Genomic DNA, 20,802 nt, shown 5'->3' with positions numbered 1-20,802 from the left:
AGTGCCCTACTCTTAAATGGCTGACTTAAGCTTTTTATTTTACTTTCCCTATTTCCTTAAACGGCGCCATTTTAAACACCACGATTCCTTCAATCGCTTGTATCTCGACAAAGCCGAACGTACGACTATCACTTGAATGCGTACGATTGTCCCCTAAGACAAAGTAATGACCAGCTGGAATCTTCTGAAACAGGCGAAGTTGGGCTGCCGCTTCTTCTGATAAGTCAAAACGACTGGCATTCTCAGGCAGTGCCTCATTATCGCTTGCTATAGGTTCTTCTGAAAGATAAAGTTTTCCCTCATTTACCCAAATTCGATCACCAGGAACCCCGATAATTCGCTTGACGTACGTACCTTTGCTAGCTAGCGGTGCTTTAAATGCAATCACATCGTACCTTGTTACTTGCTTCGTCCGTTGTACTAAGACTCGTTCCCCTGCGTTAAGTGTCGGCTTCATGGATTGCCCAGCAATTGGGTAGCTAGATGTCTTTAACACAAAAAAGAACACAAAAATGGCGAAAAGAATAGCTGGCATAAAAAATTTAACGACTTGGATGCGTTGTTTCTTTTGGTAGGCTTGCCGCTTTTTTTTAATCTCTTCAGCGGTCATTTTTCTTTGTGGGCCTCTTATTAATCGATGGTTATCTGTTTGCTCAAGCAAATATTCCATTGCTGTGTTAGCCTTTTGCTTTTTTAGCTGATATGTCGCAGGCAACTTTTGCTTCAAGAAGGCGCGCTTAATGTGGCGAATTGTTCGCATAACTGGCTTTATCCATTCTTCCATCGTTTTCTTAAAAGGAAAAGCTCCTTAAATAAACTTTTCCTTTCTTTACTCCTTTTTTCTATTTGACTAATTGCGTTCCTTTTTTTATATAACTACTACGTAACTGGTTCTCCTTCATAAACTGATTCAGTGGTTTCTGCGCATCTTGTGCCAGCTCCCAGATACTTTGATTTGCTTCTACAAGATATTCGCTCTTCTCTGTTACTATGTTTTTCCTGATAAGCGGTTGCCTTAGCGGCTGCTCTTTCTTTGAGACAACAGCAGCCTGTAATCGTTCTGCAGAGCCACTTAGTGTAACAGCTAAAAAAAGGACCCCAAGACAATGTAGTTTCCTTGCTCCCGTTAACTTTTTACTGACCATTTTATTAATAGTTATCTTGTTCAAGACGTGTCAGTTTAGTTAAGCGTTCCTCTAATTCGCGATAAATCTCAAGTACTTCTACTTTTGACGCTTCGACTTCATTCGAAATACTTTTCGCTCGATTACCAATATTTAACATTTCTAATTCTGCAGAATTGATTAGGTGTTTTGCTTCTACTTTCGCTTCATTAACAATCCGATTGGCTTCTTTTTTGGCAGAAACCATCACTTCGCCAATTTCTTGTTGCGATTTTAAAGCCTCTTCTTGTAATTGCTGATTTTTCATTAATAAATCGTTAATTTGCTGTTTTGCGCGTAGCAGTTCTGTTAACTGCTCACTACTCGGTTCAATATTTTTTGAAACGGCTTGTAGTGTCTTCAATTCTTTTTGAACTTGTTCTAAATTGTCTTCTTTGGCCTCTACTTCTTTTCTTAGAGCAGCTAATTCCCCTTCGTAAACTTGCTTTTCAGCAAGATGTTTGTCATTGACACCTTGCAGTCGCCCTAATTTTACTTCTGCTTCATTTTTTTGCTGTAAACTATTTTGAAGCTCATTCTTTAACTCCTCCATGCGTTGTTTCACAATCACTTCTTGTTGGACAGCCTCTTGTAAGGCTTGTTTTTCGGCTTCTACTTTTTGTAATTGTACAGTTAGTTTTTCAATTTGTTCCTGCAATGCTTGTTGAGTCGTTGTGCTTTCTTCTAATTCTGTCGTTAACGTTTCTACTTGCTTTTCCATTCCTGTAATATCCCCTTTTTTCTCCAACTTTCCTTTTTCTTCTGCTAACTGGTTGTGTAATGTCTGGATATGTTGTTGCTGTTCAGCCGATTCTTTTTCTAATTCTGCCACTTGCTGCGTTAATTCACTTTCTAAACGTTCCATTTGATTATGTACAGTGGTTAATTGTTTTTCTGCGTTTTGCAGATTTGTTTGAAGAGTGGTAGCCTCTGTCGTGGTTTCACTGTTCGTTTCCAGTTGCTCTTCCAATTCAAAAATTTCATGTTCTTTTTGATTTAGTATTTCAAGTAATGACTGGTTTTTTTCTTCTAATGCTTGTTTTTCCGTTTCTTGTTGGTTCTTTAATTGCTCATTTTCTTCTTGAAGTTTTTTAAAGGCTGTTTCTTTTTTCTGATAGTAGGTGAGCCTTTCTCTTAACGTCGCCATTTCTTTTTCCTGTTGTTCTGGTTTGATTCCGCTAATTATTTTTTCTGGTTCGAATCCTGGCTGAAAAAAGACTTCTTTTTCAAGCGTATCATCCGAAATATCTTTAATTTTTTTGATTAAACGTCTTTTTGTCATCTATATGTCCTTTCTCTCGTCCTTTTAACTAATCACGACAGGCTCCAAATTTGTTTCCAACGTCTCACGAGCATACGTATCAATGGATTTGACAAGGGTTTGCTCTTGATCTCGATAAGTAAAATTAAAATCAATCATGGTAATTTCTTTAACTGAATTCAACGCTGCAATCAGTGCTACAATATTGTCTTGACCTGTTTGAAATTCATGGTAACTTAAGCCAACTGAAAAAACAGACAGTGTCAAGGTTTGTGTTTTTTCACTTCTAATCATTGTGATACTCGTCTCTCCGAGGTAAGGACGCCATTCACGCGCTAATTGTAATTCATAATTCGTCAAGACAGCGGCCGATTCTGCCGAAACAGCTTGCTTCCAGGGAAACTGATTTAAGGCTGTTTTTTTAATCGCTTGTTTTTTTATTTTGTCACCTTGAGCAGCTTGGCCTTGTGCCAAACGCTCGATCCGCTGTTCCATGCGGATATTTCGTTGATTTAATTGATAATATGTATAAACAATTCCTAACAATAATACGCTAAGTAGACAAACACTAAACAATAAATAAATCATTAAACGGCTATTTTTCTGATACTTATAGAAATTTATTTTCCTCTTTAATGTCCGGTCCTCTGAATCCAGTTTTTCGACAAGTAATCGCAAATACAATTGATAGCTTACAAATAAAAATAAGCAACTACTCATTAAAAGTACAACAATCATCATACAAATATAATCTCCTTTATGTCATCACTCGACAATCAAAACTTGTAAAATCACCTGTTACGCTCTTTAAAAACTCTATATAGTATTGATTGTAACATTCCGTTTGAGCCTTGCCAACAACTTTATTTAAAATAAGATGATAAAAATTTGAATTTTATATTTATATTTTAATTTTTTAAATACAAAACAAAAAAACAAGAGAGATGCCACTTGGCTATCTCTCTCGCTTTTACTCAAACTATGTTTAACGAACCGAACTAGATCAGTCGCTTTTAAAAAAATCCAATTAGTCTTTGTTGATTTCATAGTAGCTATCGTTCTTTATGTAGCTGAATTTGCTTTTGCTGGGGCTGAATCGCTACTAAGTCCAACACTGATGCCTAAGGCACGATCAACTTCTTCCATAATATCAAGTCTCAAATGACAAACTTTTTCTTTCAAGCGACCCTTATCGATTGTTCGAATCTGCTCTAAAAGAATCACTGAATCTTTTTCAATGCCCGTTTCATCAGAATTAATCCCGATATGTGTTGGCAATTTTGGCTTTGCCATTTTGGCTGTGATCGCCGCAACGATAATCGTTGGGCTAAAATGATTACCTAAGTTATTTTGGACAACAAGGACAGGTCTGACGCCACCTTGTTCCGAGCCCACTACTGGGGAAAGGTCTGCAAAATAAATATCTCCGCGTTTGACCATAGTGGAACCTCCTATCTAGTTATATTCTCTGGGGATTCTTTGTGAGAAAGTACATGCAACTTCATAATGAATGGTTTCTAATTTTTCGGCTACCATTTGTAACGTATTTTCTTCATTGCCATCTTTTCCAACTAATGTAACGACTGAGCCGACAGGAACTTCTTCTGCTAAACGAATCATACATTGATCCATACACACTCGTCCGACGATTTCGCAACGCTTACCATTCACGAGCACTGTAAATCCTTGGAGATGACGCAACCAGCCATCTGCATAGCCGATTGGCACTGTCCCAATCCACTCTTCGGATTCAGTCACGTAGGTTTCGCCATAGCCAATTCCTTCGCCAGCCGCTAAGCGTTTTACATGGATGAGTTCACTGGTCAACCGCAAGGCCGGCTTTAACGCATAGCTTGGGGCCAGCTTATTACCTGAAGGGTTCAAACCATACATGGCTACACCATAGCGAATCATGTTTCCTGACACATCAGGATGCCATAACGCTGTCGCACTATTGCTAACATGGACATACCGAGGTAACTCTTCTAAAACTGCTAGAACAGCCTTAAAACGCCCTGCTTGTTTTTCAAAATAGCTTGTATCGATTTCATCAGCTGTTGAAAAATGAGTGAAAATCCCTTCCCATAAAAATTCTTTGTGGGATTGAACAAACCGCACTGCTTGCTTAGTCTCTTCTGGGGTTAAAAAGCCAATCCGTCCCATGCCAGTATCGACTTTTAAGTGAACACGTAATGGCGTGTTACTCTCAGGCGTTAGTTGTTGAAGAGCAGCTTCTAACCATTCTTGTGTAGCTACCGTTACAGATAAATCATATTGAATCAACAAAGGCACATAAGCTAAGTCTACCACACTCAAAATTAAAATGGGGTCCTGAACACCTGCTTCTCTCAATTCAATTGCTTCATCCAATAAGGCGACACAAAAACCTGTCGCGCCACCTTTTTTCGCCGCTTTAGCGGATTCTACGGCGCCATGCCCATAGCCGTTCGCTTTTACAACCGCAAATAAAGCGGTTCCTTCTGGCAAACGTTGACATTCCTTTTGGACATTTTCAGTAATTGCTTGCGTATCGATATGTAACCGTGTAGGACGATGCCATCCAACGACCATTGTACATCCTTCTTTCTTCGTTGCTTCTATTATTCGCTTTCTAAAACAATTTGTGCAATCGCCATAGTATCTGTGTGCGTAATCGAGACAAACACTTTACCATTATGGGGCGAGTTTGCTACGTATGGTGCACCTGTTTTTTCAGTCAGCACCTCAATATCTTGTAAACCAACTTTACCAATCCCTGTGCCCCATGCTTTAGAGAACGCTTCTTTACAAGCAAAACGACCAGCTAAAAATTCTATTTGACGTTTTGTAGATAACTTTTCAAAAAGGGTCAATTCGTTAGGTGTTAAAACCCGTTGAATAAATGATCCTTGTTTTTCAACAATCGGTTTTATCCGACTTAATTCTACTGCGTCAATACCAATTCCCTTTATCATTTTCCGCCTTACTTCCTATTTAATATAGTTACTCCGAATTACCTTTCATTTTAACAAAATTTCAAAATTTTTCCACTGATTCGCTAAAAAAATAAAGAATGTTTTACAAGATCTCACACAAATTGAAGTACCATACGTTTTCTTCCTATTTACATTTTTATAAAATTTTTCTGAATTTTTATAAAAGTAAGACAACAACTAAGAAGTATCGGAAAAAAATCAGGAAACTAAGCGGATGTTTTAATATTTTATAGCAAATTTTGGCTACTTATGGGAGAATAAAAAGAAAAAGGAGAAAAACGTATGACTTTAACTTCTCGGCAAAAAAAGTTACTTCGTTGCGCCCTGTTTATTTTTACTTTGTTGCTCTACATATTTCCAATCTTCTTTAAAAATCCCAGCCTATTTTTTTTCTTGCAACTGGTTTGGATTATAACCATTCATTTGCTACAACAAAAACTGAAACTCTTCAATCTAACTTCCTCGTTGAAAACTTGGATAATTTTGGCGTTTTTCTTTTTCTATATCATTTTGATGCCTTTTTTACTTTTTTTAAGTTTTTCTATTTAACGATTATCTACCAAAAAAGAGCGAGTGTTCCGTTCATAGACGGAACACTCGCTCTTTTGATTATTTAGCGTTTTCGCGAATGACGAAACCACGTTTTTTATCGTTATGACGTTTGCCGCCACGTTGATCTTTATTTTTGCGGTCGCTATTTTTGTAATTACGGTCGCCATCTTTATGGTTTTTGTTGCCACGATAGCTGCCACCTTTACCATTGCCACCACGGTTGCGATTACGGTTGTTCCCACCGCCACCACCACGGCCATTTTTGTTAAAGCCTTTTTTATTTGAAGGCAATGGACGTTCTGGGGTAATTTTTACAGGAACCGCATCTGCTGGATCTTTCGCTACTGTTTTTAATAATAACGCAGCTAAGTCTGTCGCTGAATATTTTTCTAATAACGCTTCAGCAGATTCTAGATATTTGTCTAAACCATTTTCTTCTAGATCACTTTCGATGGTTTCAACAGCTGCACTTAATTGTCCTTTAAATGCTTCTTTTTCGGTTGGTGGACGTAATGGTGTCATCCGTTTTTTCGTTAGGTTTTCGATGACATGTAAGTAACCCATTTCGTTTGGTGTTACAAACGTCACAGACATACCGCCTTTACCAGCACGACCTGTCCGACCAATACGGTGAACATAACTTTCTGGATCTTGTGGAATATCGTAGTTATAGACATGGGTGACACCTGAAATATCTAACCCACGTGCTGCTACATCTGTTGCCACTAAGATATCTAAGTTACCATTTTTGAATGAACGTAAAACGCTCATCCGTTTTTGTTGTGATAGGTCGCCATGGATGCCTTCTGCTTTGTAACCACGCGCTTCTAACCCGCGGGCAAGTTCATCAACACGGCGTTTTGTCCGACCAAAGACAATGGTCAATTCTGGGGTTTGCACGTCTAGTAAACGTGTCATAATGTCAAATTTTTCAAAGTCTTTTGAACGTACATAATATTGATCAATTAAATCAGCCGTCATTTCTTTGGCTTTAATCTTCACATGTTCTGGTTGTTTCATGAATTTCACGCCAATATTCTTGATTGCTGGCGGCATAGTTGCTGAAAATAGAAGTGTTTGACGTTGTTCTGGCACTTGTGAGATGATTTTTTCAATGTCTTCCAAGAAGCCCATGTTTAACATTTCATCTGCTTCGTCTAAAACTAATGTTTCAACAGTTTCTAATTTCAAGGTACGACGGTTAATATGGTCTAGTAAACGTCCTGGTGTACCTACAACGATATGTGGACGATCTTTTAGTCCACGGATTTGGCGACCGATATCAGCCCCACCGTAAACGGCTTGGACGCGAATCTTTTTATCGCGGCCTAAACGGAATAACTCTTCTTGTGTTTGGATAGCCAACTCACGGGTTGGTGCAATGACTAATCCTTGAATAACGCGGTTGTCTGCGTCAATTTTGTTAAGCATTGGTAAGCCAAAAGCAGCGGTTTTCCCTGTTCCTGTTTGTGCTTGTCCGATTACGTCTTTTCCTGCTAACGCTAACGGAATTGTTTCTGATTGAATAGGGGTTGCTTCCTCGAAGCCTGCGCGTTCTACCGCTGATAATAATTCTGGCGCTAAACCAAGTTCTTTAAATTTCAAATGATATCCTCCTAGATTTTGTTTCGGAAAGAACGATTTCTTCCTAGTTTCAGGTGTCTTCACTTTCAGTTGTTAAAAAGAAATCCATTATAGTGTGCCAACTATTTCTTCTTTCCTGATTTCACCGAAAAATTCACCTTATGGCATTAGAAAAGCCAAACGTGGTCGTTCAGCTTCACATTTATTATTAAACATAGAAATAGATCTATTTTATTTACTACGATTCAATTTTTCTCGTCATCTTCCGGCAATAGGTCATTCTATCATAGAATCCCATTTTCAGCAAGTTTTATGAAACTTATTTACTTTTCCAAAAGTGCATCGATGACTTCACGAAGTCCCATCCCGTTACTTCCCTTTAAAACCACCATGTCTTCTGGCTGTAAAACTTTTTTGACAGCTTCAATCAACTCATTTTTTTCTTCTTTTTTAAAAGAATGAATGTTAGCTGGTGCATAGGTTTCTTGCAATTTATCAGCTAAATAAGCCATTTCAGAACCATATAAAAAGACTTCTTCAATCGCATCTGGGGCTAAATGCTGCGCCATTGCTTGATGCATGGCAGCAGAATCAGGACCTAATTCCAGCATGTCTCCTAAAACAGCAATTCGTTTTCCTACTTTGGACATTTTGCTAAAACTGTCCAGAACAAGACCCATAGCTGTCGGATTGGCATTGTACACGTCACTTAAAATTTCGGCACCATTCGCTGCTTTCAGCCATTCTGTCCGATTCTTTGTTAGTTCCGCTGTAGCCAACCCTTTTTGAATCTCACTATCCGTTAATTGGAAATACCGACCAATGCCAATTGCGATTAATGCATTGGTGACATTATAGGTTCCTGGCACTGGAATCGTAAACGTCATTTGTGTATCACTGATTTTGAATGAGGTTTGCTCTTTGGCTTCATTTGTGACGATTCCTTGAAGTTGACTTTCCTGGCTAAAACCAAAAGTAATCACTTGTTGCGTGACTTTTTCCACCAATGGTTCTAGCAAAGGTTCATCGCTTGGCACAAATAAACTACCGTCTTTGGCTAAACCATCTACGATTTCCATTTTTGCTTGTGCAATGCCTGCTCGTGAGCCTAAATTTTCCACATGGGCTTCGCCAATCATTGTGATGGCGGCAACTTCTGGCTGAGCCAGATTGGAAAGGAAAGAAATTTCCTGAGCGTGATCCATACCCATTTCTAAAATCAGTTTTTCTGTTTCATCAGGCATGTGTAAAATAGTATAGGGTAAGCCAATTTGATTATTGTAATTGCCTTGCGTTTTGTAAGTCACAAACTTTTCAGATAACACAGCAGCAATTAAATCTTTAGTGGTGGTTTTTCCATTACTGCCAGTCACAGCGATGACATTCGGTTGCATTTTATTTAAATAATAGGTAGCTAATTTTTGCATAGCCACCAGTGGATCAGTAACATGCAAAACAGGCAATTGTTGCGGTGCATCGACTAAATCCTGTCCCCAAAAAGCGGCCTGACAGCCATTAGCCATGGCACTCTCAATAAAACGATGACCATCATTTTCACCTTGTAAAGGAACAAAGAGATTTCCTTTCACAATTTTACGACTATCAAATTCAATGCCTGTTAAAGGAAAATCAGGCCATTGTTGCCAATCATTACTGGCTTCAACCGCTTGCGCTACTTCCCAGAAGGTTAATTTCATTATGTTTTGCTCCTCTGACACAGGGACTGGGACATGCCAAAGTCTTGTCATGTCCCAGTCTTGTGTGATTTTTTCTTCTTAGTTATTATAAAATTCTTGGCGTTGTTTAAAACGATTCAAAGCTAACTGAATCAATTCCTCAATTAAATCACTGTATTTCAAGCCCATATTTTCCCATAGTAAAGGGTACATACTAAAGTCAGTAAAACCAGGCATGGTGTTCAATTCATTCAGGAATAATTCGTTTTTGCTTGTTAAGAAGAAATCACAGCGACTTAAGCCACTTCCATCTAACATAATATACGCTTTTTTAGCATATTCTTGCGCTTGATGGGCTACTTCTTCTGGAACATGCGCTGGGATTTGCATTTCAATCGTGTTATTGATGTATTTTGCATCATAATCATAGAAAGCGACATCTTTCACCACTTCACCAGGTAAAGTCGTACGGACATCTTCATTTCCTAAAATGGCTACTTCAATTTCACGTGCTTCAATCCCTTGTTCAACAATTGCTCGGGCATCATAACGGAAAGCTTCTTCCAATGCTTCTTGCAATTCTTCACGATTTTCCGCTTTGCTAATTCCGACACTAGAACCCATATTGGCAGGTTTAACAAAGACCGGATAGATTAAAGAACCTTCACATTTTTCAAAGACTTCTTTTGGATTTCCTTTCCAGTCACTTCTTAAAACTGGCACGAATGGTACTTGTGGAATGCCAACAGTTTGTAAAAGATATTTCGTCATGATTTTGTCCATTGCGTTAGCACTAGCTAAGACACCTGCGCCCACATAAGGCATATTAATGGTTTCCATGAATCCTTGAATTGTTCCATCTTCGCCATTTGGCCCATGTAAAACAGGGAAAACAATCGCTTCTTCTTCATAAATTTCCGAAGGACTGATTCGTTTTCCTGAAAATTCGCCTGTTTCTTCAGGTGTTTGTGCCCAAGTTAAATGTAAAACTTCTTTATTTTGTGGTCGTTCAGATAAGAGAGGGCCTTTTACCCATTGACCATCTTTACTAATAAAGACTAACTGTACTTGATAATATTTATAATAGATTGCATTTAAAACGGAATATGCAGACAAAACAGACACATCGTGCTCTTCACTTCTGCCGCCATACAACAAAATAATCTTCAAATGCTTGTCCTCCTAGTTTCTTTCCTGTCTTTTAGAAAAAATTATTTTTCAAATTATCCTTACTTATTTTAGCATAAAACCCAGTTTCATAATAGAAGCAAATTTAGTGAAGGCAAAATTCTTTGCTTGCCTTTTCCTTGCTAAAGACTCCGTTCCACCAGCTCAATAAGGGCTTGTTTAAACGTTATTCTATCTTGGTCTGTAAAAGGTTTAGGTCCTTTCGTTCGGCCACCTTTTCGCCGAATTTGGCCACTAAAATAGCGTTGTTCTAACAAGCCATCAATATTTTCTTTCGTATATTGATAACCTAGTTGATGTAAAACTGACACTCCTTTTGGCAAAACCAAGGAAGCTAAGCCATAATCTTGTGTAATTAAAAGATCCCCTTTTTTTATTAACTGCACAATTTTAAAATCAGCAGCATCCGCTCCTTTATCAACATACACAAAAGAGACATTTTCTGGATAATCTTTTAAGGAATAATGATCTACACTAGTAACAATCACCACATCCAAAGCTTTCTCTACAGCGACTTCAATAACCGTCTCTTTCACAGGTGAACCATCGCCATCGACAAAAATTTTCATTCATTTCCCTCGATTCTTCCTTGCTCTAACCATTTGGGATGACGTTGAAAGTAGTGTTGTAATTCGTCAAAAACGACTTCTTTAACCACTTCATATAACTCTGTATTTCTTAAAATGGTTTTCGTTGCATCCGTGTAGCGGGGCTTTGGTATCGTAATGGCTAAAACAAAATCAAATTCTGCTAAAAAACTATCTGCTGTCACAGATAATGAGTAATGTTGCTCCTCTAAAAATTGATTAAAGGCGGCCACTACGCCATCAAGAAAACCCTCATAGTGGGTTCCACCAAGACTAGGATAATGCCCATTAACAAATGTTTTTTGCACTTGCGGTGCATGATTTTTACTCAAAATAAATTGAACAAGGGCCAATTCTGTTTGCTTGGCTTGAATAATCGGTGCGGCTTTTCTAGTTAATGGGTTATCTTTTTCAAATAAATAATTACTTAAACCTTTAGGGTAATAACAAAGATTTTTTTGTTCCTCTTCTTGTGTTAAGAGAATCTTTAAGCCTGGATTCAACATGGCAATCTGTTGACATTGCTGTAAAACACGCATATAAGAAAGTGATTCTGTACCAAAAATTTGCGTATCTGGCCAAAATAAGACTTCAATTCGTTCCTGGGTTTCTTCAATAGGTAATAATAATCGTTTTTTCAATTGCCCTTGATGATAAATAAAAATAGTCCGCTGTTTTTCTTGATCGATACTGATTCCTACTTGTTTTGAGAAGGCTTGTAAAACAGATAAATACAGAAAAGGTGGTTCTAAATCGACTTGCTTTTGTTCAAAAACAAGCGGTCGTGTGGAAGATACCTGAAAAGAGATTTGTTGACGCGATAACTGTATAGCAATTTTCCCTTGATTCTTTTCAATGAAAAACTCTAATAAACCGTTAATTGTCTGAACAAGTAAATTCTCTAAGCCGACTAAGCCAGTCGTTCCAATGAACGCTTCTGGTCGTTTTTGAATCCGTTCAATAAATTCATCATTTTCTAAAACTGTTAAAAGATGTGCAACACTCATCCTGCTGCCTCCTTTGCAATCTGTTTCTTTTAATTATAATGAAAAAAAGACCAGAAGAAAAGCCACACACGACTTTTCTTCTGGTTTTCTTCTTTAACGAATTAAATCAATATTCGGATGCTCAAGAACGTGATTCACTTGTTTGACCGTTGTCAAAGGAATATCTCCTTGAATCGTATGTGCAAGGACCCCATTGACTGTGGCAAAGGTAACTGCCTTTTCTAACGACCAATTTTGGCTATAGCCATATAAAATCCCCGCCGCATAAGCATCACCAGCACCAATTCGATCAAGATTAAGAAGCGGTCTTTTTTCACTCTGTTGGTACTCATTTTGGGTATATAAATACCCACTTAAGTAGTTTTGATTTTGGGAATGACTTCTCGTTGTCCCAGCAAACCATTCCAAATTGTATTGAGACATGAAACGCTGAATCAGTTCAGTTTCTTGTGCCTCACCTTCTAAATCTTCTCGCGGAATGAAACCCAATAGCTCGACCAAATCACGTCGACTGCCAAAAACAATATCACAATAAGGTAAAATGCGTTCGTACTGTTGACGCATAAAGAGTGCGCTATTTGCTGTATTCAAACTAGGTCGATAATTAAAGTCAAAACAAACTTTCTTTTGACAGGCATGCGCCTTTTGAGCAAGTATCAAAGCAGCATCACGAGTTTTTTCAGTTAAACTTAACGAAATACCACAAATATGCACCATATCTACTTCCGCTAAAAAGGCCTCAAAATCGTAGTCCTTCGCCTCGCTGATGCCAAAAGCACTCTGATGGCGATTTTGATAAGTTACTTGTGTGGGTCGGATTCCATAACCCATTTCTGCAAAAAAACTACCAATATGATCGCCCTTTTCTCCTACCCATTGATCTGAAATTCCTAACTTCCTTAGCGCTGCTTTGCCAGCTTCACCAAGACGATTGGCAGGTAATTTCGTAATCAATGCTGTTTCTAGTTGAAAATGAGCCAAATTTGCTAAGAGATTTACGCCAGTCCCTACAAAGTTCATTCTTAACTGCTCTGTTTGTTCTAACATTAGATACTCTGGCGGAGTGAAACGAAGCATGACTTCACCAAACGCAGCAATTTTCATCTTTGCCACCTACTTATTCAATGTGTTTTTCATCATGGTTAGTAACGTTTTCACGTCTTCTGTTCTAGTGTCCCCTGTTTCTTGATCGATAATTGAGCTGTAAACATGAGGAATGATTTTTTTAACGCCGGCATCCACCGCAATTTGAACAATTTCTTCAAAGTTTTCTAAATCAATGCCCCCTGTTGGCTCTAAATAAAAGTCATACTTGGCACAAGCTGCTGCTACTGCTTGGTATTCTTCTTTGTGAGCCAAGCCTTTCATCGGGAAATATTTAATGGAACTGCCCCCCATGTCTTTCAACAATTTGATGGCGGTTTCGATAGGCACTTCCGCCGCTGGCGCACCAGAGCTTAACGGACCTGTCGCAATGTTGACATAGCCAACTTTGCCTGTGGGTGAAACCAAGCCATTAATCACTGTTTCGTCTTGACGAAGTAAGGCCCGCGAAGCGCCGACACCTGTGAAGACTTGGTTCACGTGTTGCGGTTGTAAAACTTCTGATAAGCGAGCCACCATTTGACTTTGATTTGGATCACCAGCTCCTAAACCGACAGATAAAGCGTTGTTGGTTGCTGCTTGGTATTTTTTCATATCGTCAATGGCTGCTTCATCGGTTTCATAGTTTTTTGAAAGGACGCCTAACACAACATGCCCTTCTGCTGCTTCATAACAGGCTTGGGCATTTTCTACTGAATTGGCTAAAACGTTTAAACAAATGCGTTCTTCTAAATAATTAGGTTTTAATGACATGGCTTATTTCTCCTTTGTGTCCATAATTTCTTGTAATCGTTGCACGATTTTGTTCATTTCTTCTTGATTGACAGAACGAATGTCAAACTCAATGATGCCATTGTTTGCTTGATATTCTCGCGTATAAATGGCTGGACTTTCTGCTTTTAACGCTTGGATGACTTCCTTAGCGGTTTTTCTGCCGTCCACTTTGACACTGGCGCGATAAATGTCTCGTCCGGCGCCATCTTGGACGATTTTAGCGGTTAAATCTGACAGGTTGTTGATGGCTTCAACAAACGGTTTTAAGCGCTCTTGCATCGAAGCCCCTGATTCACTGCCATGTGCCAAGTATTCTTCCACTGCTTGCGTAAAGCCTAGGATATTGTCTTTGCCAATTTTCATTGCTCGACCAATGCCTTTGCCTTGCAGGCGCACCCAGTCAATGTATTCTTTTTTCCCGACCACTAAACCAGCACTTGGCCCTTCAATGGCTTTGGCGCCGCTGTAAATCACCAAATCAGCGCCTGCTTCGGTGTATTTGAAAAGATCTTCTTCTGCTGCCGCGTCAACAATTAGCGGCACCTTGTGGCGTTGCGCCACTTTGGCCGCTTCGGCCACCGTCAGCATACTTTTTTGCACGGTATGGTGGCTTTTGATGTATAGAATGGCCGCTGTTTTTTCAGAAATCATCATTTCCACGTGTTCTGGACTGCACATGTTGGCGTAGCCAGCTTCCACCACTTGGCCGCCACCTTGCGCTATCATAACTTCTACAGGCGTGCCGTAGTCCACGTTGTGCCCTTTAGGTAAAACAATCTCTCGCTGTTCGATCTTTTCTGTATAGGGATGATACGCGTGGTACAAGCTGCCTTTTCCAATCAAGGCAGCCACCGATTGGGCAATCCCCGCCGAAGCCGAGGAAACGATTTGGGCATCTTCTACCTTCAACAAGTTGGCTAAAAAGGCCCCTGTTTGCACACTAAGTTCACTCATTTCAAAGAAATGTTCGCCGCCGAATCGTTGAGCCGCGAGGACTGCCTCCGAAACTTTGGAGACACCTAGAATGGTCATTTTGCCAGAAGCATTAATGACTTCTTTTAAGTGGAATTTTTCGTAACTAATTGTCATAGATTTGTCCTCCAATAATTGTTTTGATTGGGCGAATTTGCTCTTTGGCTACTCGTGTCAATCCATTAGAATCAGTCAATGTTTTTTCTTCTGCTTGAATCGTGAAAATCGTTAAATCAGCATCTTTACCTATTTCCAACGTGCCTTTTTGCGTTAAATGGAAATTCTCAGCAGGAGCCTTGGTTACCTTTTCAATAATTTCTGGCCAATCATAGCCGACCACACGGAGTTTTTCCATCGTTGTGGCTAAATCATAAACAGGACCATTTTCTCGGTTACGAATGTAAATATCTGTGCTAATTGATGCAGCTTTCATTCCCTCGCGCAACGCTGTTTCAGCTACGTGAAAATTGAAACTATCCGTACCATGCCCGATATCAAATACGACCCCTTTGTTGTACGCTTGCCAAGCGAAGTCTTTTATTTTATCCGTTGCTTGGTCTAAGATGCCATTTTCTTTCCCATTAAAACAATGGGTTAGGACATCCCCTTTTTCCATCAAGGCTAAAATTTCATCTAAATGAGGCGGTGCTGATCCAATGTGAACCATTAAGGGAATTTCTTGGTTCTCTTGCTGAATCTGTTTGGCCAATTCTAAAGGCGTAATGCCGTTATCGCCAATAACGGTCCTACTCATACGGGCTTTAATCCCTACAACAAAATCTGGTAATTCTTGAATCGCTTTTTTGACCAAACTCGCTTGTACTTTACTTAAATCTGCGAGTTCGTCCTGAGCAACGATGCCCCATTTAGAAATATTGACTAATCCAAAAACATTTGTTTTTGCTTGTTGCGCTAAGTCATAAAATTCATGAATGTTTTCAGCACCTGTTGTCCCAGCATCAATCACTGTCGTAACACCCTTTTTGACCCCAATTTCATCTGGATAATCATAATAAAGAGCCATTTTTTCAAAACAATGAACGTGATCATCTATCCAGCCTGCGGATACATAAGTACCTGGTTCTAAGTGGATAGTTTCTTTTGCAGAACCTGAAATAGTTGCTGCAACAGCAGCTATTTTTTTCTCTTTAATTGCAATTTCAACAGGCATACCATCTACTGTCTGTCCATTTTTTATAAGTAAATCGTAGTCCATATTCTTCCCTACTTTTCTATAAATCTAAATTTTGTCCAAGGCTTAATGAATTCTAATAATACAAGTTCTTCTTCTATAATACGCCCTACTCGATTTTTGCGTGAGTCTTGATGTGGTTCTAAAACGACTTGTAATTCATTTTTGTATTTTCCAAATGCATCATTTCCCACAACAACATCTCCAGGTTGTAGCATTGCTTGATTATCATGTGGGGGATTAGCTTCATTTTTATATTTTTTACGCACTTCTGTGGAACGAATCATCTGCTGAGTGATATCTCCACGGCGAAAATGTTGATTTTTTGTTACGATTTCTTTTTCAATTTCAGAAGTCGCTTCTTCAAAAACAATGGTCAATTCTGTTTGATAACGATTCAACTGACCCAATGCTTCTAATTCTTCGTTGGAAGCATAAGCATTTCCAATAACAACATCATCAATTAAATTTGTTGCAAATAAATGTTTAGCTTGAACAGTGACTGGCAACTGTCTATGCATTTCTAAAGTAGGTAGCCCATCATTCACATCCCAAGGACCAATTTCACCTACCTGTGATGAAATAAAAGCAGCTGTCCGAATACCTTCCTTTTTAAAACGGATGCTACATTTTTCAAAGAAATCATACGGCAATGCAGTTCCCGCTTGTGGATAAAAGTTATGACAACCATATAAGAAAGGTCGATTTGCTTCATACGTCAAAATATTATCAAGATAAGCGACATCATTACTCATATTCAACTCAATAGCCACGCCGAATGGATTAAACGTCAACATGGCTTCTTTATTTCCATCAAACCCTGTATCCAATCGAATCCCATCAGCTCCTAATTCGCTGAAAAAAGTCAAATCATCATATGAAATTTCCAATTCATCAAAGATACTTGGAACGACATCTAAAATTGTTTCAAATCCTAAATTTTTCGCATAACTAATTAATTCTTTAAATTTTTTCTGAACCGCTTCTTTGCCATCGGTCACTTCTAACATACTCATAAAAATTCGAGTAAACCCACATTCGCTGGCTTTTTTTAAATACGCTTTATCTTGATTGATATCACTATGATCTGGATAAACTGATACACCTAATGCTCTTTTCATCTTCGTTCTCACACTCCGCTATTTTCAAATTTATTTCGAAATTTCCAAGCAATCACCGAGCTACACAGGATTGTTGTAGAGCCAACGAGCAATACTGGTTGATTTAGAAATCCGCCAATTATCATGGAAAGAGTAATACAAAATGCCGTAAAAACCAACGTCTTTACCAAACCAAATTGATAAACAACAGTAGGCAACTGCCCTTTTTCTATAATAATTTGACTAACGATAAAAAAGAAAATGAACCAAATAATCATCTTATACGCTCCTGACTTTCTTCTCTGACTTAGAAGGGGCAGGATATTCATATCAGAACACCCGCCCTAACATTTTTTAATTTTTCGCTGCTTGTTCAGCTGCTAATTCTTCTGCTTCTTTATCCAATTGCTGTTTTTCATAAACTTTGAAAAATGGATAGTAGATAGCCATTGTAATTAAGAAGTTAACAATCACTAATACTGCGGCCGAGAAACTCCAATTGGTACTCATCCAAGCAGCAATTGGTGCTGGAATTGCAAACGCTAAGCGTGCAGCCATCATCGGAATTATATTAGCGACTGTTAAGAAATAAGATAACGTTGTGGTAATTAACGGTGCCACGATAAACGGAATACCTAAAATAGGATTCATTACGATAGGCGTTCCGAAAATAACTGGTTCATTAATATTAAACAAGCCTGGTAAGAACGATAAACGGCCAAGACTTTTCAGATACGTTGATTTAGAAAACATCATTAAAACAACTAAAGAAAGCGTAGTTCCAGCGCCACCAATCCAGATAAACCATTGTAAAAACTGTTCTGTAAAAATATTAGGTAACTGATGAACGTTTGCACCATTGGTAAAAGCTTCAAGGTTTTCTGCAATCGACATATCCCAGAAAGGACGAATAACTGGGCCCATAATCGCTGGACCATGAATCCCTAAAACCCAGAAGAAACAGATTAAGAAGACTGTTAGTAAGCCGCCAAATAAACTGTTACCAGCAAGGATACCTTTAAGTGGCATTAATAACGTACTCAAGAAACCATTCAAATCAAAACCAATTACGTGGCGAATAACCCAGAATAATAAAAGAATAACTGCTCCTGGAATTAACGCAATAAATGAATTTGACACTTCAGGCGGTACGCCATCTGGCATCTTAATCATAATATCTTTTTCAATAAAGAAGCGATAAATTTCAACAGATAACAGCGCTGTTACAATCGCACCAAATAAAGAAGCTGAACCTAAATTTGCTAAATTAATATAGCGCCCTGCTGTAATGACGTTGTCAACATCTTCAAAGACACGTGTTGGTGGTGCCGCTGTTACTAAAAAGGCCATTAATGCTAAAATTCCGCACGTCAAAGAGTCAAGCTTATAACTTTTGGCCAATGATGAAGCAATCCCAAATGTTGCATAAAGTGCAAGTAATCCCATCGTATAGCGGGAAGGAATATCTAAAATTGCTTGATAAGGTTCAATCAATTTTGTGTATGCCTCAATTGGAATATTTTGAAAAATTGTAAAGAATGAGCCCACAATTGTTAAAGGCATCGTTGCAATTAATCCTTTTCTAATCGCTGTCATATGGCGTTGCGAACCAAATTTATTCGCAATCGGCATTAACTTAACTTCCATCCACTGTACAAAACCATTCATTTGTTAATTCCTCCGTTCAACTAATAAAAATAATAATTATTTCGCATTTATAATAACATAGTAACATTATAATGTAAACGCTTATTCTTATTTGTGACAGAGAAAGTGCAAATCAAAAGGCTTTTTCTTATTATAAAGAAACCGGAAATATTGCACCAAAAATCATTGCGCCTAAAATTGCGCCCCCAGCGATTGGCTTTTTCCAAATGTAAAAACCTAAAGCTCCTAATGTAGCACCAATCCCAATAGGAATCGAAGCACCCGCCGCACTCAAAATAATTAACGGGCCTAAGAAACGTCCTGAGGCATTACCAGCCCCCATCATCACATCCGCACCAAAAGTGGAATTTCCTTGATTGATAGTAAATTTCCGAATCAACACAATTACGCCGCCAACTGCTAACCCTAGTAGCGCACCTGTTAAAAGGGCTAAGCCAAAGTTTTCTACAGGTGCTTTAATACCCATGCTGAGGAAAATTGCAGGTACGCCAATCCCGATCCCCGTTAAAATTGAGCCACCTAAATCTAAAATCCCGACTAAAGAACCTTCTAAAATTCGTGCAAACAGGAAACTTGCACCAAATGCTGCGGCAGCGCCATAAGAACCACCATCTAAACCAGCTTTTAGCATCGCAACAATTGAAACTTCATTAAAGGCGCCCACACCATAAACTACATACATATGTGTTCCTGCAAAAATTGCCGCTGACATAATCCCGACTAAAATCGGAAAGCCCCAATCAGCATACCAAAAACTTTTGCCTTTTAAACCTTCTTGAATTTCTTGTTCTTGTTGTGCCCATTCATTTTTTTCTTGCTGTTCCATCTATGAGACCTCCTTTTTTCTATTTAACGGTGAAGACATTGTGTAAATTATTTAACCATTGAGGAATAGACAAGCGGAAACTTTCGATCATTTCTAAGTCGAACCCTCGGAAGAAGCCACTTAAAATAAATAATAAGATAATGGCACCAAGCATGCCGCGTGTCATTCGGGTCCACCCTAAATCATCGACACCTTTACCGATTAAGATCCCTAATACAACTCCTGGGACAGCATTGCCCATGACTAATTGAGATAATCCGCCAAATAACGTTCCCCAAAAACCCGTCCGTTTTCCTGCATCTAAAGCCGCTAGCCAGAATAAAACGGGCATCACAGTATTGATTAAAATCGTTGCTGCAGGTACCAACACCGCAACTGCTGTTACTTGTAGCGATTCTGGAATTGCTGCAGCTGTACTATTTAAGAAAGCCACAGTCGCCATTCCTACAAAGGCCCCGACAATCCCCATTTTTTTGGGATTATGCATCGTTTTAGTGACATCTTTATCCTTTACCAATAAAATTGCTGCAGCCCAGTTAGGCACAATCCGGTGGGTCACATCTTGTGTAAAGGCACCTGCTCCGACGGCCGAAGCCCAAGCATTAAAGAAAAAACCTAAACCAAAAGAAAAGTGTGATGCTGGATCTCCTTGTGCCGCGTTCATTTCTCCTAATGTTCTAAATGCCCCTAACCCTTGCGTTTGTGGTGCATGAAACATCCGAGCAGCGCCTGCGCCAGCTGCAAAACCTAGTAAACCACCAATAAGCAATGACTTCAGCAAAATGATTACAAATTCCATTCCTTCTTCCTCCCTTTATACGCCTCTTTTTGAAAGAAACGGAACTACTACTGCGTTCGGTTCTTTAATTGTTTCCGTTAAAAAATCAACTTCTTCGACTGCAATGGCTTGGATTTCCACTTCTACAGCTAGTTCGACATGATAAATCACTCTCTTTCTAGGAAAGAAGAAGAACAGAAATTTTTCTGTATAAACTTGTTCTTTTGCCTGACGAATAGTTACTTCTTTCGGTTCAATCCGGATGAGGACCTCTGTTGTTTCTTTTAATACTTTTTTTGAAACATCATTCAACGCACTTGCAAAAGCTTCATTCTTCTTATTACCTTTTCCAGAAACAATCACGGTTTGTGTTGACCGTTTTGTGGCATCCATAA

At 38.8% G+C, this 20,802-nt stretch carries 22 protein-coding genes; all 22 read right to left on the bottom strand.

Annotated elements, in window-relative coordinates:
- Window positions 1–34: 34 nt before the first annotated feature.
- Window positions 35–784: a signal peptidase I gene (gene lepB / locus IGK86_RS03255; RefSeq protein WP_438742011.1), complete on the bottom strand. Its 750-nt coding sequence runs from the start codon at window positions 782–784 to the stop codon at window positions 35–37.
- A 58-nt stretch (window positions 785–842) separates the two neighbouring features.
- Window positions 843–1,169, bottom strand: coding sequence for a hypothetical protein (locus IGK86_RS03250; RefSeq protein WP_016616509.1), 327 nt, complete (start codon window positions 1,167–1,169; stop codon window positions 843–845).
- Entirely contained in the window at window positions 1,150–2,445 is a 1,296-nt protein-coding gene (locus IGK86_RS03245) for a hypothetical protein (RefSeq protein ID WP_010819795.1), read from the bottom strand. Before IGK86_RS03245 ends, IGK86_RS03250 begins: the two co-directional genes overlap by 20 nt.
- 24 nt (window positions 2,446–2,469) lie before the next feature.
- On the bottom strand, window positions 2,470–3,165 hold the full coding sequence (locus tag IGK86_RS03240; protein ID WP_010713841.1) for a hypothetical protein: 696 nt from the start codon (window positions 3,163–3,165) through the stop codon (window positions 2,470–2,472).
- 321 nt (window positions 3,166–3,486) lie between these two features.
- Entirely contained in the window at window positions 3,487–3,864 is a 378-nt protein-coding gene (locus IGK86_RS03235; protein WP_002355729.1) for a type II toxin-antitoxin system PemK/MazF family toxin, read from the bottom strand.
- 15 nt (window positions 3,865–3,879) lie between these two features.
- On the bottom strand, window positions 3,880–4,995 hold the full coding sequence (alr, locus tag IGK86_RS03230; protein ID WP_016616511.1) for an alanine racemase: 1,116 nt from the start codon (window positions 4,993–4,995) through the stop codon (window positions 3,880–3,882).
- 29 nt (window positions 4,996–5,024) lie between these two features.
- On the bottom strand, window positions 5,025–5,378 hold the full coding sequence (gene acpS / locus IGK86_RS03225; RefSeq protein WP_002355727.1) for a holo-ACP synthase: 354 nt from the start codon (window positions 5,376–5,378) through the stop codon (window positions 5,025–5,027).
- A 630-nt stretch (window positions 5,379–6,008) separates the two neighbouring features.
- Window positions 6,009–7,556, bottom strand: coding sequence for a degradosome RNA helicase CshA (gene cshA / locus IGK86_RS03220; protein WP_002355724.1), 1,548 nt, complete (start codon window positions 7,554–7,556; stop codon window positions 6,009–6,011).
- A gap of 302 nt (window positions 7,557–7,858) precedes the next feature.
- Window positions 7,859–9,232 (bottom strand): UDP-N-acetylmuramoyl-tripeptide--D-alanyl-D-alanine ligase, encoded by a 1,374-nt coding sequence (locus IGK86_RS03215; RefSeq protein ID WP_002355722.1) that lies wholly within the window; start codon window positions 9,230–9,232, stop codon window positions 7,859–7,861.
- A gap of 78 nt (window positions 9,233–9,310) precedes the next feature.
- Window positions 9,311–10,381, bottom strand: a complete 1,071-nt coding sequence (locus tag IGK86_RS03210) for a D-alanine--D-alanine ligase (protein WP_002355721.1) — start codon at window positions 10,379–10,381, stop codon at window positions 9,311–9,313.
- Window positions 10,382–10,521: 140 nt separating this feature from the next.
- Window positions 10,522–10,968, bottom strand: coding sequence for a YaiI/YqxD family protein (locus tag IGK86_RS03205; protein WP_002361319.1), 447 nt, complete (start codon window positions 10,966–10,968; stop codon window positions 10,522–10,524).
- Window positions 10,965–11,993, bottom strand: coding sequence for a hypothetical protein (locus tag IGK86_RS03200; protein WP_002363239.1), 1,029 nt, complete (start codon window positions 11,991–11,993; stop codon window positions 10,965–10,967). Before IGK86_RS03200 ends, IGK86_RS03205 begins: the two co-directional genes overlap by 4 nt.
- A 93-nt stretch (window positions 11,994–12,086) precedes the next feature.
- Entirely contained in the window at window positions 12,087–13,097 is a 1,011-nt protein-coding gene (locus IGK86_RS03195) for a sugar kinase (RefSeq protein ID WP_002415894.1), read from the bottom strand.
- 9 nt (window positions 13,098–13,106) lie between these two features.
- Window positions 13,107–13,850 (bottom strand): 2-dehydro-3-deoxy-phosphogluconate aldolase, encoded by a 744-nt coding sequence (gene dagF / locus IGK86_RS03190; protein WP_002361094.1) that lies wholly within the window; start codon window positions 13,848–13,850, stop codon window positions 13,107–13,109.
- A 3-nt stretch (window positions 13,851–13,853) separates the two neighbouring features.
- Entirely contained in the window at window positions 13,854–14,960 is a 1,107-nt protein-coding gene (locus IGK86_RS03185) for a DgaE family pyridoxal phosphate-dependent ammonia lyase (RefSeq protein WP_071646594.1), read from the bottom strand.
- Window positions 14,950–16,059: an amidohydrolase/deacetylase family metallohydrolase gene (locus tag IGK86_RS03180; protein ID WP_002381282.1), complete on the bottom strand. Its 1,110-nt coding sequence runs from the start codon at window positions 16,057–16,059 to the stop codon at window positions 14,950–14,952. The genes IGK86_RS03185 and IGK86_RS03180 overlap by 11 nt, the downstream gene beginning before the upstream one ends.
- 8 nt (window positions 16,060–16,067) lie before the next feature.
- Window positions 16,068–17,156, bottom strand: coding sequence for a DUF871 domain-containing protein (locus IGK86_RS03175; RefSeq protein WP_002355714.1), 1,089 nt, complete (start codon window positions 17,154–17,156; stop codon window positions 16,068–16,070).
- 8 nt (window positions 17,157–17,164) lie between these two features.
- Window positions 17,165–17,464: a hypothetical protein gene (locus IGK86_RS03170; RefSeq protein ID WP_016616519.1), complete on the bottom strand. Its 300-nt coding sequence runs from the start codon at window positions 17,462–17,464 to the stop codon at window positions 17,165–17,167.
- 25 nt (window positions 17,465–17,489) lie between these two features.
- Window positions 17,490–18,803 (bottom strand): PTS sugar transporter subunit IIC, encoded by a 1,314-nt coding sequence (locus tag IGK86_RS03165; protein WP_002358780.1) that lies wholly within the window; start codon window positions 18,801–18,803, stop codon window positions 17,490–17,492.
- Window positions 18,804–18,933: 130 nt separating this feature from the next.
- On the bottom strand, window positions 18,934–19,629 hold the full coding sequence (locus IGK86_RS03160) for a DUF4310 family protein (RefSeq protein ID WP_002361314.1): 696 nt from the start codon (window positions 19,627–19,629) through the stop codon (window positions 18,934–18,936).
- 19 nt (window positions 19,630–19,648) lie between these two features.
- Window positions 19,649–20,428, bottom strand: coding sequence for a DUF4311 domain-containing protein (locus tag IGK86_RS03155; RefSeq protein WP_002355709.1), 780 nt, complete (start codon window positions 20,426–20,428; stop codon window positions 19,649–19,651).
- A gap of 15 nt (window positions 20,429–20,443) precedes the next feature.
- Window positions 20,444–20,800: a DUF4312 family protein gene (locus IGK86_RS03150; RefSeq protein WP_002355708.1), complete on the bottom strand. Its 357-nt coding sequence runs from the start codon at window positions 20,798–20,800 to the stop codon at window positions 20,444–20,446.
- Window positions 20,801–20,802: the final 2 nt, after the last annotated feature.

Source organism: Enterococcus sp. DIV1206, from assembly GCF_051712485.1.
Lineage (GTDB): Bacteria > Bacillota > Bacilli > Lactobacillales > Enterococcaceae > Enterococcus > Enterococcus faecalis.
This window is presented reverse-complemented; position numbering and strand designations above follow the sequence as displayed.